At 44.0% G+C, this 17,431-nt stretch carries 15 protein-coding genes and 1 pseudogene; 8 read left to right on the top strand and 8 right to left on the bottom strand.

Going from position 1 to position 17,431, the window contains the following annotated elements:
• The first annotated feature begins 75 nt into the window (after nucleotides 1-75).
• On the top strand, nucleotides 76-987 hold the full coding sequence (locus tag JMY05_RS05035; protein ID WP_227678109.1) for an ABC transporter substrate-binding protein: 912 nt from the start codon (nucleotides 76-78) through the stop codon (nucleotides 985-987).
• Nucleotides 984-3,152: a Fe(3+)-hydroxamate ABC transporter permease FhuB gene (fhuB, locus tag JMY05_RS05030; protein WP_227678108.1), complete on the top strand. Its 2,169-nt coding sequence runs from the start codon at nucleotides 984-986 to the stop codon at nucleotides 3,150-3,152. Before JMY05_RS05035 ends, fhuB begins: the two co-directional genes overlap by 4 nt.
• Before the next feature lie 142 nt (nucleotides 3,153-3,294).
• On the opposite strand, the gene JMY05_RS05025 is transcribed toward fhuB, so the two are convergent.
• On the bottom strand, nucleotides 3,295-3,645 hold the full coding sequence (locus tag JMY05_RS05025; protein WP_045447909.1) for a DUF3817 domain-containing protein: 351 nt from the start codon (nucleotides 3,643-3,645) through the stop codon (nucleotides 3,295-3,297).
• A 186-nt stretch (nucleotides 3,646-3,831) separates the two neighbouring features.
• On the opposite strand from JMY05_RS05025, the gene JMY05_RS05020 reads away from it, so the two are divergent.
• From JMY05_RS05020 to JMY05_RS04995, 6 genes and pseudogenes are all read left to right on the top strand, one after another.
• Nucleotides 3,832-4,482: a glutathione S-transferase gene (locus tag JMY05_RS05020; RefSeq protein WP_201614350.1), complete on the top strand. Its 651-nt coding sequence runs from the start codon at nucleotides 3,832-3,834 to the stop codon at nucleotides 4,480-4,482.
• 467 nt (nucleotides 4,483-4,949) lie between these two features.
• Entirely contained in the window at nucleotides 4,950-5,375 is a 426-nt protein-coding gene (locus JMY05_RS05015) for a hypothetical protein (protein ID WP_045447860.1), read from the top strand.
• A 113-nt stretch (nucleotides 5,376-5,488) separates the two neighbouring features.
• Nucleotides 5,489-5,615: pseudogene (locus JMY05_RS14055) on the top strand (phospholipase D-like domain-containing protein); the annotation flags it as partial.
• A 491-nt stretch (nucleotides 5,616-6,106) separates the two neighbouring features.
• Nucleotides 6,107-7,249: a M14-type cytosolic carboxypeptidase gene (locus JMY05_RS05005; protein ID WP_045447857.1), complete on the top strand. Its 1,143-nt coding sequence runs from the start codon at nucleotides 6,107-6,109 to the stop codon at nucleotides 7,247-7,249.
• A 444-nt stretch (nucleotides 7,250-7,693) separates the two neighbouring features.
• Entirely contained in the window at nucleotides 7,694-8,743 is a 1,050-nt protein-coding gene (locus JMY05_RS05000) for an ESPR-type extended signal peptide-containing protein (protein WP_201614347.1), read from the top strand.
• 86 nt (nucleotides 8,744-8,829) lie between these two features.
• The gene (locus JMY05_RS04995) at nucleotides 8,830-10,509 is read left to right on the top strand and encodes a YadA family autotransporter adhesin (protein ID WP_227678107.1); all 1,680 of its coding nucleotides are present in this window, start codon (nucleotides 8,830-8,832) and stop codon (nucleotides 10,507-10,509) included.
• A gap of 294 nt (nucleotides 10,510-10,803) precedes the next feature.
• On the opposite strand, the gene JMY05_RS04990 is transcribed toward JMY05_RS04995, so the two are convergent.
• The 7 genes from JMY05_RS04990 to JMY05_RS04960 all read right to left on the bottom strand — a co-directional run bounded on the left by JMY05_RS04990 (nucleotide 10,804) and on the right by JMY05_RS04960 (nucleotide 17,411).
• Nucleotides 10,804-11,481, bottom strand: coding sequence for a HupE/UreJ family protein (locus JMY05_RS04990; RefSeq protein ID WP_201614345.1), 678 nt, complete (start codon nucleotides 11,479-11,481; stop codon nucleotides 10,804-10,806).
• 105 nt (nucleotides 11,482-11,586) lie between these two features.
• The gene (gene ureG / locus JMY05_RS04985) at nucleotides 11,587-12,240 is read right to left on the bottom strand and encodes an urease accessory protein UreG (RefSeq protein ID WP_201614343.1); all 654 of its coding nucleotides are present in this window, start codon (nucleotides 12,238-12,240) and stop codon (nucleotides 11,587-11,589) included.
• Between the two features lie 38 nt (nucleotides 12,241-12,278).
• Complete coding sequence (locus tag JMY05_RS04980) at nucleotides 12,279-13,094, bottom strand: urease accessory protein UreF (RefSeq protein ID WP_201614341.1); 816 nt, start codon at nucleotides 13,092-13,094, stop codon at nucleotides 12,279-12,281.
• Nucleotides 13,087-13,668, bottom strand: coding sequence for an urease accessory protein UreE (ureE, locus tag JMY05_RS04975; protein ID WP_201614339.1), 582 nt, complete (start codon nucleotides 13,666-13,668; stop codon nucleotides 13,087-13,089). Before ureE ends, JMY05_RS04980 begins: the two co-directional genes overlap by 8 nt.
• 74 nt (nucleotides 13,669-13,742) lie before the next feature.
• On the bottom strand, nucleotides 13,743-15,869 hold the full coding sequence (ureC, locus tag JMY05_RS04970) for an urease subunit alpha (protein ID WP_201614337.1): 2,127 nt from the start codon (nucleotides 15,867-15,869) through the stop codon (nucleotides 13,743-13,745).
• 74 nt (nucleotides 15,870-15,943) lie between these two features.
• Nucleotides 15,944-16,246, bottom strand: coding sequence for an urease subunit gamma (gene ureA, locus JMY05_RS04965; RefSeq protein WP_010200554.1), 303 nt, complete (start codon nucleotides 16,244-16,246; stop codon nucleotides 15,944-15,946).
• Between the two features lie 136 nt (nucleotides 16,247-16,382).
• Nucleotides 16,383-17,411 carry an urease accessory protein UreD gene (locus tag JMY05_RS04960; protein WP_045447476.1) on the bottom strand — a complete coding sequence of 343 codons (1,029 nt, stop codon included), beginning with the start codon at nucleotides 17,409-17,411 and terminating at the stop codon, nucleotides 16,383-16,385.
• Between the last annotated feature and the right edge of the window lie 20 nt (nucleotides 17,412-17,431).

Below are 17,431 nucleotides of genomic sequence, written 5' to 3'. Positions count from 1 at the left end.
TTAATAGCCATAAAATCTTTCATAAAACCTTTTATAAAAGCTGGCTCAAATCTCACTATCAGTAAATATAAGTGTTTGCCGCTCATAGCAAGCTTAACACTGACCACCGTGCTGACTGCCTGTCACCAACCAATAACGGCGCAAAAAGACGCTCAAGTGGGCAATGCAGATAACGCTAACATCAATATAGTCTCACCTGATTGGGGCAATGCGGCAACCTTGACCGCCATGGGTTATCCCCCGATAGCGACGGGTGATGTGAGGGTGTGGGACAGATGGGTAGGTACGCCTGAATTGCCAACCTCAATCATTGATTTGGGTATTCGCTATCAGCCTAATGCGGAATTGGTTGCCCAATTGCCTGTCGATTTGGTCGTCGATAACTTTTTTTATGAGCATGCCCGCAATCTCTATGGAGATGTGCCCTCTGAGTCAGTCATGTTCGCCGCTAAAGGTGATACTGCAACTTGGGCAGATTATACTGAGCCAACTCGTCAGTTGGGACAGCTAATTGATGAACCAGCCTTGGCTGAAAGCTATATTAAAAAAAGTCAGACAGATATCAAACTGGCAAGTGAGCGTCTGCATCAGCGCTATCCAAAAGTAAAGAGATTTGCCGTTGTGCAGTTTGCTGATGCCAATAACATGCGCATGTATGTCAAAAATAGTTTGTTTCAGCCCGTGCTAAAAGAGATGGGCAAAGAGCTGGATGTATTAGGAAAAGGCAATCAATGGGGGTTTGTCCCCATTCGAATGGGCGACTTGGCTCAATTGGATAATGAGACCTGCCTATTAATCATCGACCCTTTAAGCCCGATAACCCGAGCTGAGATTAAAGACAGTTTGGTTTGGCAGCGTCTAGGCTATGGCGATGAGCGCTGCGTGGGTGAGCTGCCACCCATATGGATTTATGGTGGCATGTCGTCACTGGTCGGCTTGGCAAATAATTTATCAACAGTGACATTAAAAGGTGGGGCAGCATCATGACTATCAATACTGCCGAACAGACTCATCACTCTCATACCAATAATACTACTGATTATGTCAAACCTATGACTTCACTTGCAGCGTCTCAGTCGCCCACATTGAAAACACCATCAGAGCAACACTCCAAGCTTATGCAAAAACCTCCCAATCCAGCACCAAAATTACCTCGGCAACCACCTTCGGTATTTGCAGATACATGGCGCATCTGGGCAGTAATGATTATCCTTGTAGTATTGTCAGTATGGAGCACATGGTTATTAATCAATCAGGAGTGGACACGCCCAATCAGTGATTTGTTTATTCCAAGCTCGCAATTGGATATTATCAGTCTTGCGACGCAGCTGCATATAGTGGCGACCAGCATAGTGGCGCTATTGGCAGGTGGTCTGCTTGGGGTTGTCAGTATTTTGCTACAGCAATTGGTCAAAAACCCATTAGCGTCAGACACCACATTGGGCGTCGGTGTTGGTGCACAATTGGCCATGCTCATTGTGACCTTGTTTTTGCCAAGCTTAGCGATTTATGGCGGACTTTATGTGGCCTTTGTCGGCGCGCTTATTAGTATGGGACTGGTCTTTGTATTGTCAGCACCCAGTCGTTTTAATCCGCTCATTTTAATATTGGCAGGCTTGGTGGTAAACATTCTACTTGCCGCCGTTGCCAATGTTTTGGTGTTGTTTTTTGCTGAACGTAGTAATGGTATGCTGTCGTGGGCGGCGGGATTTTTGGCACAGAATAGCTGGCATACCAGTACGATGCTAGCGATAACGGCCGTCATGATGGCGGTTGTCTGTCTACCCTTGTTAAAACCATTAACCTTGATGAGTCTCGATGACTCACAAGCCAAGCGCTTGGGCGTGCCGATTAACGGTATACGTGCATTAGTGGTGCTTATTGTGGCGGTCGTTACCGCTTTGGTGGTCAGCGAAGTTGGTCTAATCGGTTTTATCGGTCTTGGCGCTGCCAGTCTGGTTAATGCACTGGGTGTCGCTTCTATTAGCAAACGTCTGCTTGCAGCCTTTGTCTTAGGGGCACTACTTTTATGGTTGACTAGCAATGTCGCTCTATTGCTTGAACCCATACTAAATATGCAAATTCCAGCAGGGGCAATGACAGGTATTCTTGGTGCACCACTGATTATCTGGCTGATTTTGCGTCAGCGCCGTGAGCGGATAGAAACAGTAACCCCGATGCTAACGGGCAAGCATACACCTGTGGCATGGTGGCGCTGGGGTATTGGCGTGGTAATGATAATCATACTTGCCTGTGTTTTTGTCCAAGACGTCAGTGGCTGGGGACTAAGTACCGATTGGGCGATCACCCAGCAGTATCGGCTACCGCGCAGTTTGAGCGCTGCGGCAACAGGTCTGATGTTGGCCATCGCTGGTGTATTATTGCAAACGCTCACCCGCAACCCGATGGCAAGTCCAGAAGTGTTGGGTGTGAGCTCGGGCGCGGCGCTTGGGGTTATCTTAGGGTTTTTACTGCTACCAAGCTTAGGGCTATCTGCCGGAGCTGGTACTTTATTAATCTCAGGATTATCAGGAGCGATGGCTGTGTTATTGCTGGTGATTTGGCTGGCCCGCAAGGTAAGTTCTGGCTATCTGCTGCTGGTCGGTATCGGTATTGCCGCGATGATGGATGGGGTGATGCACATGGTCAAGCTGTCTGGTGATCCACGCCTAGAAGCAATGCTTAGCTGGCTATCGGGAACGACTTATAGCGCTCAGCCTAGTACGGTGTGGTATCTTATCGGCATTGCCCTCATTTTATTTGCCCTCAGCTTATTGCTTATCAAACCCTTAAGAGTGCTTGGTTTGGGTACAGGGGTCGCTCGTAATTTAGGGGTGGCAGTGACACCAGTGACACTCGCGTTATTGGTGTTGGTGGCGGCGCTAAGTACTGCCAGTACGCTTGCGGTTGGGCCATTGAGCTTTATTGGTCTAATGGTGCCACATTTGGCGACGTCACTCGGTGCGGTAAGGCTTGAGCGCCAATTGCCATTAGCGGCTTTGTTAGGCGCAGGGGTGATGGTAATAGCAGACTGGATTGGGCGTTATGTCATTTTCCCTTATGAGCTGCCTGCGGGTACGATTGCGGCTATCATTGGCGGGGCGTACTTTTTATGGCTGATTCGTAAAGTGCCAGTCGCAGTAAGTGGATAGTTTTTATGGGAAAATTAATGACTGACGAATAATCATAAGCAGTCATTAATACATACCGTCCAGCGCTTAAATAGCGCTATATCTTAAAATCACCAATGTTCGTCATATTCAGTAAGTCATTTGACATTACTTTTAAGGGGCTTTAAGCTTTTTTATTCAAGTTCTTTTTTAATAAATGATCGAATATAAACGGACCAAGGGGTAAAAAGGATCCGAGTACCCCTGCTGGCATCGCCCAAAGCGGCATTTTGATTTTGGTGGTGGCTATCAACAGCATTAAAATATACGCGATGAACAATCCGCCATGAGCCATCCCTATGTAGGTGACCGCTTCTGCAATACCCATCATGTACTTTAGCGGCATGGCGATGCAAAGTAATAATAAAAAGGACGTACCTTCTAAATAACCCATGATCGTAAGAATCTTTAATACAGAGTTCTGATCTTTTGTGAGATTAGGTGTTTCTGTGATAGTTGTCTGAGCCTGCGACACTATATCTTCCTTTTGTTTATAATAAATAAGGTAAGGGTTTTTCAATGCCGCTATGATACTGGCTTTGTTCAATGCTTTGAAGTATTAATTTTACCAACCCTTAATAGAGATCAGTAACGAAACTAAATGAGTCTTGATGTCAGTGACTCTAAGCCTACCGATCTCGTTTTAACTGTGAAAAAATATATGACTGCTTACTCCCTTTCTTGTTTTTACTCTTTTCGTCGCTGTCCTTATGCCATGCGCGCGCGTCTCGGTCTGTTGTTTGCCCAGTTGCCGGTAGAGCTACGGGAGATAACGCTAAAAAATAAGCCTGCGCACATGCTAGCGATTAGCCCAAAAGGCACCGTGCCCGTTTTACAGCTCGCTGATGGTGTTGTGATCGAAGAGAGTCGGGACATAATGGAGTGGGCGCTTGAACAGCAAGATCCACAAGAGCTGTTGAACCCTAAGACTTTGCATCAAGGTAATACGTTAATTGAGCAAAACGATCAGGAGTTTAAGCATTGGTTAGATCGCTATAAATATGCTGACCGTTATCTTGAAATGACTCAAACAGAATATCGGCAAAAAGGTGAAGCATTTCTACAGATTTTAGAAGCACTGCTTACTAAAAATACTTATTTGCTAGGAGATAGTATGACCATTGCAGATATCGGTATTATGCCATTTGTCCGCCAATTTGCTCATGTAGATCGTGACATTTTTTACAGTTTGCCTTATCCGAAGCTGCAAATATGGCTAAAAAACTGGCTAGCGCATCCATTATTCATACAAGCCATGACCAAGTTTCAACCTTGGCAAGATGGCGATGAGCCAGTGATTTTCCCTTCTTAGTAAAAGTAGCTCATTCATTGCTTTGTAAATATTTCATCAATCTATTTTAGATATGTCCAGCACGAATCCACGCGTCATTAAACAATTCCTAATAGTGAGGGAGTTGTTTACCCTCATCATTTTGATAGACCTCAACAGTACTATTCTCAAAATAAATATCAATCTATGGCGGTTTGATAGCCGCTTTTCATAACCTTTGTATCAAAAGGGTTGAGTGCCTATTGTGTACACTTGTACTCTTAGGTTAGAATGAACATAAGTGTATCACTATATAAATATTCTTGAGTGAGCTCAATTACGAATTGATTCGCATGGTTGTTAAAGTAACTTTTATACGAGTATGAATATAAGAGTGCGCAAACAACGAATCCACGTGCTAATTATAGTGACGCCGATAGCTTTGCTTTTTATACGCGATAACCACTTAATTCACCCCTAATCCCAACATTTACGAAGGACTGTTTGAAATGTTAAAAAGTGCCATTAAAGAGACTGAATTAGAAAAAATCGATATCATATTAGTAAAAAATATTTTAGAGATTGGTATTCAAGATGATTATGCTGACAAGATAGCGGCTGATTATATCGAGACGTTAGCCCGCGCAAAAAGTGATAAAAACAGTCTCTTATATAAATCATCTAAGGTAAAAGAGTGCTATAGACAGTCGGATCTGCATAAATCTATCAATCGTATTATTTATAAGATCGAGCCTTTAAGGGTTGCTATTATGCGTGAAGGCCTAGCATTGCAGCAGGCAGTGGCTGAAGGCAATAAGGAGATAGCTGATGAGATTATTAAGGTTGTCGTAAGAATGAAGCTAGAAAAAAGTAAGCTTGAGAAAAATCTTAGCGCACTTATGGGTAACGTAAAAAATCTTCAGCTCGCTAGCTAATAAAATAACAACAAAGCAAGGCTATGCTTGAAAGTGGCGTCAGCCTTTTTGAGCTACGTAGCCAAGCTGCGTCTGGTGCACCCGCTGACCATCTAGGACCGTTCAGATCGTCAAAAGCCAGTCTTCACGCGAAAACCTTTGCGGTAGATGGAAAGCGCATTTTTATTGGCTCGTTCAATTTTGACCCCCGTTCGACTGCGCTCAATACCGAAATGGGTTTAATGATTAACAGTGAACAGATGGCACAGAAACTGAACGAAGCATTTGACCAAGGCATGGTTGGCCTTACTTGGCGAGTAGAGCAGTGTAATGGAAGGCTCGTCTGGATCGATGAGCGTCTCGGAGCCTGGGCAAAGTGCCCTGCTTAACATTATTTTAACAGTAGTAGGATGGCTACCAATTGAGTGGTTTTTGTAGCTATAGAGAATAGTACTATATATGATGAACAGTGCTATATAGGATTATGAGCTATAATATCCAATATCTGACACATTCATTCAGTAATGTGATAAATATAAAAAATTGGCTAATGCTATGCCTGTCATAGTGCTTGGAATGTTTTTACGTTATTTTAATTAAAAAAAGCAGCGGTGCTACAATTATTAATAATTATTTTTACTATTTTTTAAGATGATTTGTTAGCGTCTCTATCCTGCTTGTTTTTAATCGTTTATGCTCAGGTGCTTTACAAATACTCACTAAGATATCTAAAAAATAATTAAGGAAATTTTATGCATATCACTGCTAATTTCGATGCTGGTAATATTGAGGTTATTAATTTAGAAGATAAAAAAAATATCCAATTGGCTATTCGTCCGGACGTCGGTGGCGAGTTTTTTCAGTGGTTTAATTTTCGCCTGACAGGTCAAGTTGGCGAACAATATGTGCTCAATATTATGAATGCAGGGGATGCAGCATTTCCTGCAGGGTGGGAGAATTACCAAGCGGTGGCATCGTACGATCGCGACTATTGGTTTCGTCTGCCCACCTCTTATAAAGACGGTAAACTAACCATAACGGCAGAGTTGGAATGTGAAACCATTCAAATTGCTTTTTTTGCTCCTTACAGTGATGAGCGTCATCAAGATTTATTAGCAGCAGTACAAATGCATCCATTAGTGACGTTAGAGCATTTAGGGGAGACCCTTGATAAGCGCGATTTAACCTTAGTCAAAATTAGTGATGGCGCTAGCAATAACGATGCGCCTAAACGCAATATTTGGATTACGGCACGTCAACATCCTGGTGAAACGATGGCCGAATGGTTGGTCGATGGTCTACTGCATAGCCTATTAGATGGTGATAATGCCACGGGTAAATTATTATTAGATAAAGCTAACTTTTACATCGTGCCCAATATGAACCCAGATGGCAGCATGCGCGGGCATCTGCGTACCAACGCAGTCGGGACTAACCTAAACCGTGCTTGGTCAAATCCAAGTTTGGAAACCAGCCCAGAAGTCTTTCATGTCATTAATAAAATGGAAGAAACGGGCGTTGACTTGTTTTATGATGTACACGGAGATGAAGAAATACCTTTTGTGTTCCTTGCTGGCTCGCAGGGTACGCCAAATTATAGCGACCGCCTCGCACGTCTACGCGATAGATTCTCAGAAGTGTTAAAGATCGCCAGTGCCGACTTTCAGACGGAAGAGGGCTATGACGTTGATGCACCGGGCACTGCGAACATGACGCTTGCCACTCACTGGGTTGCCGAACGCTTTGACTGCCTTGCCAATACCTTGGAGATGCCATTTATAGACAACAATAATGTCCCCGATGCGGATACGGGTTGGTCACCAGAGCGCTCTATGAAATTAGGGGAAGCTTCATTAGTGGCTATGTTGGCGGTCGTGGATGATTTACGTGAGTGAATCATTTAGGTAGATTGTTTGGGTTATGAAATCAGTCCATCTACTCAATGGTTACTTGTTCAACACTCTCTTTGCCATGCCAAATTTCCTTAGATACGCCATCAGGTTGATCTGCTGCCAGACCTTGCGAGTGCCATAACGGCACTTGTAATCCTACCAGACGCGCTCACTCTTACCGATATAACAATCGTTATACTCACTGTGCAGTGAGCATTTGGGTGGGTGAATCTTACTCATAACGCTATTTTCCCATAAAACTATCCCAGATTATTTTGCTTATCTAAGACAGCCTTGAAGATTAAACATCCTTTAATATAAATATACAGGTATGTTAGCTTTGTGCTTTAATAAGTGACAGCTGTCATTTACGAGCATGGTTAATGTAAGTGGCATAGATAGCCTTGATTTTATCAACGAGTAGTTTTTGGACTTATGGAGCGAGCTATGAATAAAGTATTTAAAAAGATTTGGAGTCAATCACTAGGTTGTATAGTGGTGGTATCTGAAAATACTAAGAGCGCTGGTAAGACCAGTGGCATGACTGGCACTATCGCCCAGATAGCTCGCTCAAATGACTATAAGATGTTGACTGTGAAAGGGCTTGCCTTCAGTATCGCAGCGATCAGTGGCTCTACAGTGTGGGCAGGCGTGGTATGCGTAACGGATCCTGTCTCTGGAGGAAGTACAGCAACAGGTGTAATTGCACTAGCCTGTGGAATAAATAATGCAGCAGACGGTCTCAATAGCAGTGCTTTAGGTATTGACAATAAAGCTTCAAATGAAGCGACTAGTGCGCTAGGTCATGCAAATGAAGCAACAGGTAACTCTAGCAATGCAGTGGGATTTTTCAATAAGTCTTCGGGTGGTTATAGCAGTGCGGTTGGTTATACTAATGTAGCATCAGGTGATTATAGTAGTGCGTTAGGTGCTAATAATGAAGCATCAGTTAAGTACAGTAGTGCCGTTGGTTATAACAATACCGCATCGCGTATCAATAGTAGTGCGGTAGGATCTAATAATATCGCCTCAGAGGGTTATAGTAGTGCATTTGGTTATAACAACACGGCATCGAACATAAATAGCAGTGCAATTGGCTATAAAAATACCGCCTCGAATGTAAATAGCAGTGCCGTCGGTTATAATAATAAAGCATCAGGTAAAGACAGTAGTGCCGTCGGTTTTGAAAATACATCAGAGGGTGACTATAGTGTTGCAGTTGGTTATCAGAATACCGCATCAGGTAAAGACAGCAGCGTGTTTGGCAGTAATAGCCAAGCCACTGCGACAGGCGCAACCGCCATCGGTAGTTTCTCCATTGCAGATGAAAGAGATACGATTTCAGTTGGTAGCAAGGGTTTCGAAAAACGTATCACTAACGTGGCAGATGCAATAAATGATACAGATGCGGTAAATAAACGATATACCGACGACAAAGCGACTGAAACCTTAACTGCCTCAAAGGTTACACCGACGGCAAAGCAACTGAAACTTTAACCGCCTCAAAAGGTTACACCGATGGCAAAGCAACTGAAACTTTAACCGCCTCAAAAGGCTATACCGACGGCAAAGCGACTGAAACTTTGACCGCCTCAAAAGGTTACACCGATGGTAAAGCAACTGAAACTTTAACCGCCTCAAAAGGCTATACCGATGGTAAAGCAACTGAAACTTTAACCGCCTCAAAAGGCTATACCGACGGCAAAGCAACTGAAACTTTAACCGCCTCAAAAGGCTATACCGATGGTAAAGCAACTGAAACTTTAACCGCCTCAAAAGGCTATACCGACGACAAAGCGACTGAAACTTTGACCGCCTCAAAAGGTTACACCGACGGCAAAGCAACTGAAACTTTAACCGCCTCCAAAGGTTACACCGATGGCAAAGCGACTGAAACTTTGACCGCCTCAAAAGGTTACACTGACGGCAAAGCAACTGAAACTTTGACCGCCTCAAAAGGTTACACCGACGGCAAAGCAACTGAAACTTTAACCGCCTCAAAAGGCTATACCGACGGCAAAGCAACTGAAACTTTGACCGCCTCAAAAGGTTACACCGACGGCAAAGCAACTGAAACTTTAACCGCCTCAAAAGGTTACACCGATGGCAAAGCAACTGAAACTTTAACCGCCTCCAAAGGTTACACCGACGGCAAAGCAACTGAAACTTTAACCGCCTCAAAAGGCTATACCGACGGCAAAGCGACTGAAACTTTAACCGCCTCAAAAGGTTACACCGATGGTAAAGCAACTGAAACTTTAACCGCCTCAAAAGGCTATACCGATGGTAAAGCAACTGAAACTTTAACCGCCTCAAAAGGCTATACCGATGGTAAAGCAACTGAAACTTTAACCGCCTCAAAAGGCTATACCGACGACAAAGCAACCGAGACTCTAGCATCGTCACAAAGTTATACGAATGATCAGGTATTGAGCGTTAAACAGGAGATTGCTGCACAGCATAAATACCTAAGCATCAATGGTGGTACGTCTGCAGAAGCGATTGCTAGTGGAGACAACGCAATGGCTTTAGGCACTAATGCGGCGGCGCAGGGCAAGCAATCTATTGCAATGGGAGATGGAGCCCAAGCAATCGGTGAGCAAGCTATTAGCATTGGTACTGGTAATAAAGTGACTGGAAATCATTCAGGTGCGATTGGCGATCCAAGTACGGTCAGTGGCAATAACAGCTATAGTATAGGCAATAATAATACCTTGTCTGGCGACAATACTTTTGTGCTCGGCAATAATGTTAATACTACTGCAAAAAACGCCGTGGTACTCGGCAATGACTCTAGCTCTAACCGTGAAAACACAGTGTCGGTTGGTTCGGATATTAACCAGCGTCAGATTATCAATGTTGCTAATGGTACCGCTGATAATGATGCAGTCAATGTCAGTCAGTTACAAGACGCAAAAACAAGCGCTATCGAAACCTCGAACACTTATACTGATACTAAATTTAATACTCTAAATGACTCTATTCACAATTATCTGCAAGACAATGGACAGCGTTTTAAGGAAATTGATGATCGTTTTGATCGTCAAGGTGCGATGAGTGCTGCGATGTTAAACATGGCAACCAGCACGTCAGGTCTACAAGGTAAGAACCGTATAGGCGTGGGCGCAGGTTTTCAGGGCTCCGAGCAAGCGGTTTCCTTAGGATATCAGCGTGTCATTAATCCCAATACCAGCTTTAGTCTCGGTGGTGCTTTCACAAAAGATGAGAACTCTGGTGGCATGGGTATGGGCTTTAGCTGGTAAGCATTAAGTAAACCAAAAGCCAGAAAAAGGACATTAATTTGTTCTTTTTCTCTGATGACCATTTCATACTTATTATCTAAAGCTTCTTATAGCCCAAACCTTTTTGAATGCTAATCCTGCTGTGAGCTAAGCGGTCGCTTGAGCGGCCTTATTTCTTTAAGAGTTTCTTTAAGCGCTGCCATAAGCTTAGAGTCATAAGGCAATGTCACAATGCAATTTATACAGATGTCATCTGCATGCATTACACTTCAACTTACTACCGTGTTAAATAACTCTGTGTATAAATTAACAAAGTTACCCTAACAGCACACCGCATAAACCGACAACAGCTATAACACGTTGAATAATCAAACTGTCTTGCAGGTGAGTGTTTAGATAAGTGGCAAATCCTTTGCCGATAGTATATAGACCTAGCATGGCAACAATCATACCCGTAAAGAAGCCAGCGGTATTACTGTTTGCAGGCACTTCGATTGCATGAGCAGCACCGTGGAACATAGCAAGCGCACCAAAGCCAATGACTAAGAATTTATACACGGTTTTGACGGACATCTCGTGGCCTTGATTCAATGCCACATTAAAGTAGCGGCTCATAAGTGCCATGGTCAGTAGTACGATAGAGAGTAGAATACCGTATTCAATAAATAGGCTATTCAAGCTCACACTTAAACTCAGTACAAATCCTGTTACTAGACCAATTAACAGTGCTACAAAGCCTTTTTTAAAGCTGTGCATTTGAGTAAATAGCATGCCCATGCCCAGCGCTAACATCAGATGGTCGAACCCAGTCAAAGGGTGCAACATACCAGACAATATTGAAAGGCTAAATGAGCCATCTGCTGCCATCAACTCATGCCCAGGGTGAGCAAATGCGAGTGTTGGTAGCAACGATAACAATGCTAAGCCACTGATTATGGTGGTTTTTTGGAAGAGGTTTTTGCGTGTCATCGTTTTGGCTGTGTATGTTGTCATGATAAATCCTTAATAAATAAACAAATCGATATAAAAACTGACTGATAATCCACTGATCCATCAGCGGTTTGTAGAGCACTTATTAATGCCATTACCTAAGGAATTCTACGCCACACTTAACATGCCTTTATCTAAGATAAAAGCAACAATGTCATCAAGACCTTCGCCTGTTTTCATGTTACTGAATACCACAGGCTTATCACCGCGCATTTTTTTGGCATCATGTGCCATCACCTCAAGTGACGCGCCTACGAAAGGAGCAAGGTCGGTTTTATTGATAATAAGTAAGTCCGATTTCATGATACCAGGGCCGCCTTTGCGAGGAATTTTATCGCCTGCAGACACGTCAATGACATATAGTGTCAAGTCGGACAATTCAGGGCTAAAAGTTGCTGCCAAATTATCACCACCCGACTCGATGATAATAAGCTCAAGACCTGCAAATTGCTGCTGTAATTCGGCGATGGCAGATAAGTTAATTGAGGCATCTTCACGGATGGCAGTATGCGGGCAGCCACCGGTTTCAACACCGCGAATGCGCTCAGCTGGCATCGCCTCATGACGGGTTAAAAATTCAGAGTCTTCTTTGGTATAAATATCATTAGTTACCACGGCCATATTGATATCATCCCGCAGGCGTTGACATAGTCTTAGCGTCAACGCCGTTTTTCCTGAGCCTACAGGGCCGCCAATGCCTAAACGTAGCGGAGAGAGCGTCGTTTCTAAATTTTTGTTTTCGACTTTGGGTGTTAGTGCCATAGATAAAGTTCCTTGATGAGAGTTGTGTTTATTAGCGATTAAGAGCGAAATAGGCGGCTGTATTGCCTTTCATGCTGACAAGACAGTATGGCTAAATTTGGTAGGTTGGCGGACATATGTAGCTGTTGATAGAGAAGATTTAGCTTAAATGTTGTTATATCAGAGCTATCCGTCATTAACGCGATCTGTTGAACGTGCGAAAATTTTTGCTGGACGTTGGCAGCCAGTGGCTGTATTTGCTGACTTAATAATTGTTGCAGCTGCCAAATGATGCGCTGTCCTGCCATTTGTCCAAGCGGTACGGTCTTAACCGCAGCCAGCACCATGTTTTCAATTTGACCAAAGGCATAGGTGGTCATGGCTTGTACAGGCTTAAGTTGCCAGTGCGAGCTGATATGGGCAAACAGTGGCAAAAACCCATGAGCGAGTAAGCTATCAGGCACATTGAGCTCAAGGACATTATCAAGCCATGCGGATAAAGACAGTGCCAATTGACTTGACTCATAGACGAACTCTTTGGTTTCGCGGCTAGCGTGATAATCGGCACCTAAAGCATCAGTCAGCGCCACATCATTAATCATAAGTGCCTCTATCATCAGCGCCAATAATGGTAGCTCATAACGACACAATGCCAGCTCCAAGTAGTCACTCATAAATGTTAAGCAACTGCTTTCATCATGAATAAGCCCTGACTCGATAGCAGGCTCTATGCCTTGCGAGTAGGTATAACTGCCAATAGGTAAGTTGCTTGACGCCAGCATGAGCAAACGTCCAGTTACCTCTGTATTATTCAGATCATTTATACCTTGTGCGGTACGGGTAGTCTGCTGTGAGTGTGTGGTGTGATTAGTCATGAGTATGCTCATAGCTATGGCTGTGAGCGTCAGAGTGATTATGCTGATGATTATCGCTATGTCCATGACTGTGACTACGATTGTGGCTATGAGAGTGAGAATGTCCGCCGTGCTCACCTTTATACGCACCCGTTTCTGGCTCAAATGGCGCTTGTACGGCTTGGGTATGTAGGCCAAGTTGATGTAACATCGCTTCTAAAACATGGTCAGGCTCAAAGTAGAGTGCCTTAGGTGTCAGCATTAAAGGCACATGGCGGTTGCCTAAATGGTAAGCGCCTTTCATAAGGTCAAAATCATTATCAGCAGTCACTTCGATTAAGGCTTGATTAGCGGCCATAATCTGTATCAAGTTGCCTTGATGGTCTGCCAGTACACTGCCATTCTTAATGGTTTCTGTACGTGGCAAATCGACACCAATGGTTTCTTGATGCTGAGTGTCTGCTTTAAACCGGCTACGTTGACGGGTATCGAAATCTAAATATAAAAAGTTTTCTGCCTTTTTTTGCCTATCAATAATCGCTTGTTTTTCAGCGCTAAGGGTTGATAGATCAAGACGTTGCGTATAAATGTTCATAATTATGTTTATAGTCCGTTAAAGTAGATGGTTGACAGCTGATGGTGGATTATCAGCACGACAATAAAAAGCAGCTAGAATAAAAAATAGCGCTGTGCCATCGGTAGATAGTCGGCAGGCTCACAGGTCAACAGCTCACCATCGGCGTACACTTCATAGGTTTCTGGGTTGACCTCCATCTTAGGACAGTAGCTATTAAACTTCATGTCTTGTTTACGTACCTTACGAATGTTGTGTACCGCTTTAATGACCTTTTCTAATCCTAATTGCCTATCAACACCCTTATCAATAGCCGCACTTGACATAAAGGTGATGCAAGTCTGCGCCACTGTTTTGGGGAAGCTACCAAACATGCTGCGATAGTGCACAGGCTGCGGGGTTGAAATGGAAGCATTGAGGTCGCCCATGGACGCTGCCGCAATCAAGCCGCCTTTAATGATAAGGTCGGGCTTTACGCCAAAAAATGCAGGCGACCATAAAATTAAATCCGCCCATTTATCTACTTCAATGGATCCCACTTCGTCACTAATGCCATGAGTGATGGCAGGGTTGATGGTGTATTTTGCGAGGTAGCGTTTGATACGAAAATTATCATTGCTGCTATCAGAGTCAGTGGGACTTAGTATGATATTTTCTAATGCTTGCTCAGTTTTAGCCGATTGATCAGGAGCCAGATGACCACGTTGGGTTTTCATTTTATCAGCCGTTTGCCACGTGCGAATAATGACTTCTCCCACGCGTCCCATCGCTTGCGAATCACTACTCATCATAGAGATAGCACCCATATCTTGTAAAATATCTTCAGCGGCAATGGTTTCTTTACGAATACGGCTTTCTGCAAAAGCGACATCTTCAGCAATGGCTGGGCTTAAGTGGTGACAAACCATGAGCATGTCTAGATGCTCGTCAATGGTATTAATGGTGAAAGGGCGCGTCGGGTTGGTTGATGAGGGTAAAACATTGGTTTCGCCAATAGCTTTTAAGATATCTGGGGCATGACCGCCGCCAGCGCCTTCGGTATGGAAGGTGTGAATACAGCGGTCTTTAAACGCGCCTAGAGTGCTATCTAAATAACCGCTTTCATTTAACGTATCAGTATGAATAGCCACTTGCACATCATATTCTTCAGCCACGCTAAGGCAGTTATCAATGGCTTTGGGCGTGGAGCCCCAGTCTTCATGAAGCTTAAGCCCGATAGCACCCGCTTCAATCTGCTCTACAATGGGGGCAGGTAGACTAACATTGCCTTTACCTAAGAATCCGATATTCATCGGAATAGCATCAGTGGCTTTTAGCATACTATGAATATGATAAGCACCAGGTGTACAAGTGGTGGCAAGAGTACCTTCAGCAGGTCCCGTACCACCGCCTAACATCGTAGTCACACCAGACATTAGCGCCGTTTCACATTGCTGAGGTGCAATGAAGTGAATATGGCTATCGATTCCACCAGCAGTCAAAATTTTACCTTCTCCTGCGATAATTTCGGTAGCCGCGCCAATAGGTAACGTCACGTTAGGCTGAATATCAGGGTTACCGGCTTTACCGATACCGCTAATGTGACCGCCCTTAATAGCGACATCTGCCTTGTAGATACCGCTGTAGTCCACAATCAAAGCATTGGTAATAATAGTGTCGGCAACTTGGTCACCCAGCAGCTGTGATTGACCCATACCATCGCGGATTACCTTGCCGCCACCAAATTTAACCTCTTCACCAATGCTGATGCTATCAGTATGTTGGCCACTGTGACTGGTCAAGTCATATTCAACCTCAAGCCATAAATTTGTATCGGCTAAGCGTACCTTATCCCCTGTGGTAGGGCCAAAATGCTCGGCATAGATACGTCGGTCAATGCGTTTTTTCGAGGTGTTTTGAGAGGTTTTAGGGTCTACAACGCCCATAACCTCGCCTGAAAAACCATAAATGTGCTGTCTACCTGAGATGGCAACCAGTTCCACTTCGCGCGCTTGTCCTGGCTCAAAACGTACCGCAGTGCCAGATAGGATATTGAGTCGATAGCCAAGCGTCGACTCTCGATCAAAGCTCAGTGCTGCATTTACCTCAAAGAAGTGATAGTGAGAACCGATTTGAATAGGGCGGTCGCCGGTATTGATTACCGTTATGGTTTGAACATATCGACCAGTATTCAAAGCCATATCGCCTGCTTTAATATTATATTCGCCTGCTTTTATCGTCATTTTTATTATCCTTAATCGTCTTACGGCAATGGCTCTCGTTCAATATCGTTTTATACGGCTTTACAACAAGCAAGCTATACGATGGGGTTATGTACCGTCACCAGCTTAGTGCCATCGGGGAAAGTGGCTTCAACTTGGACATCGTGTATCATCTCTGCAATGCCTTCCATGACGTCATCGGCAGAGAGATAAGTGGCTCCTTCACTCATCAGTTGCGCCACGGTTTTGCCATCACGCGCGCCTTCCATTAATAACATGCTAATGTAAGCGATAGACTCAGGATAATTAAGCTTGACGCCACGATTTTTACGACGTTCCGCCACCATACCGGCGGTAAATAGTAAGAGTTTATCTTTTTCGGTAGGATTTAACTGCATAAAACTTCCTTAATAATTATTGTCTTTTGAAGACTATGATTCGTTTTTAATCTTTATAAAGTAAATAGGATAAGTAGAGTCACTCTAGTTTGATGCAGCACTGTTTAAGGATGAGATTAAGTGGGAGCACATGATATTAAGTGTCCCAAATCCTTGGTCGATGAGGCTCAAGCGCGTACCATTTAGACCTGATAAGCTCGCGAATTTGGTAAAAATCCTCAAAGCAGGCGCGCACATCTGCCCCTAAATAACGGCAATTGATACCTTGAAAATTGTGAGTACAGTGAATAGGTAATGACTGCGTATCAATGAGATGGCGTAGCTCGGTAATAGTGGTATCTAAATATTGGCCGAGCTTGAGCGGATTATTCTGTAACTCAGGTGCAATGATCTCTGTGCTAGGTATTGCCCAAAAAGAGCCATGCACATGTTGGTTGTTCAGTCCTAATGGTGAGGTAAACCAGCGTGTATTTGCTGGCTGGGAGGTGCATTCACTGACCAATAAACTGCCCTCACGCCATATCTCTAAGCGGTTGGCATAATGACCATTAGCAAACGTCTCTTGATACGCTTGACGTCCAAATACCGCAATATCCCAAGTCAATAAACTTGCTGTCTTAGCTAAATAAAATCGGTTATTCGCATTAGAGTTGGAATAATCGTAATAAATGCTTTCTTGAGGTAGCCATTCTAGGACAGCGTGGTCATCGAGGCGGGCATCGATATATTGTTCTGCGCTGACGGCATCGTTTAAAGTATTGTCGATAAAATGGGAGCAGGAGCTATTGTCGAGAGGATGGTCAAAGTCGTTGCTAGTTGTCGCTTGGGTATCCTCGGTAGATTTTGATAAATCGTTGGGTTTAGAAGATCGTAATGATTTGCGTTGCCCGTACCATTTTCCAGCTCCAGGAGTAGTAATCACCGCATGGCTATTAGAGTGTAGGTCAAATTCCAATGTTAAGCGGTCATCATCAGCAATGCCAGCAGGAGGATACAACACATAGATATGGCAAATCCCTGCTTGGCTGTTGTCAGTACTATCAGGCTCAGGATACAGCGCGCGCTGCACCATGAGTGCGCCAGTATGGGCACGATGATACAGCCGAGTTTTTGCAGCAGTAGAGGCGCAGTCGAAATGGAGCTGTAGTGAGGATTGCCAAGTCAAAATTGTATTCCCTTTTATAA

Source organism: Psychrobacter sp. JCM 18902 (assembly GCF_904846615.1).
GTDB lineage: Bacteria > Pseudomonadota > Gammaproteobacteria > Pseudomonadales > Moraxellaceae > Psychrobacter.
The sequence above is the reverse complement of the archived record's forward strand: the minus strand, read 5'-3'. Positions and strand labels throughout refer to the sequence as shown.

Bases quoted from the DNA above. Each gene is read 5' to 3' on its own strand.
- fhuB (WP_227678108.1), top strand. From the start codon at position 984: ATGACTATCAATACTGCCGAACAGACTCATCACTCTCATACCAATAAT.
- JMY05_RS05020 (WP_201614350.1), top strand. From the start codon at position 3,832: ATGACTGCTTACTCCCTTTCTTGTTTTTACTCTTTTCGTCGCTGTCCT.
- JMY05_RS05015 (WP_045447860.1), top strand. From the start codon at position 4,950: ATGTTAAAAAGTGCCATTAAAGAGACTGAATTAGAAAAAATCGATATC.
- JMY05_RS05005 (WP_045447857.1), top strand. From the start codon at position 6,107: ATGCATATCACTGCTAATTTCGATGCTGGTAATATTGAGGTTATTAAT.
- JMY05_RS05000 (WP_201614347.1), top strand. From the start codon at position 7,694: ATGAATAAAGTATTTAAAAAGATTTGGAGTCAATCACTAGGTTGTATA.
- JMY05_RS04990 (WP_201614345.1), bottom strand. From the start codon at position 11,481: ATGACAACATACACAGCCAAAACGATGACACGCAAAAACCTCTTCCAA.
- ureG (WP_201614343.1), bottom strand. From the start codon at position 12,240: ATGGCACTAACACCCAAAGTCGAAAACAAAAATTTAGAAACGACGCTC.
- JMY05_RS04980 (WP_201614341.1), bottom strand. From the start codon at position 13,094: ATGACTAATCACACCACACACTCACAGCAGACTACCCGTACCGCACAA.
- ureE (WP_201614339.1), bottom strand. From the start codon at position 13,668: ATGAACATTTATACGCAACGTCTTGATCTATCAACCCTTAGCGCTGAA.
- ureC (WP_201614337.1), bottom strand. From the start codon at position 15,869: ATGACGATAAAAGCAGGCGAATATAATATTAAAGCAGGCGATATGGCT.
- ureA (WP_010200554.1), bottom strand. From the start codon at position 16,246: ATGCAGTTAAATCCTACCGAAAAAGATAAACTCTTACTATTTACCGCC.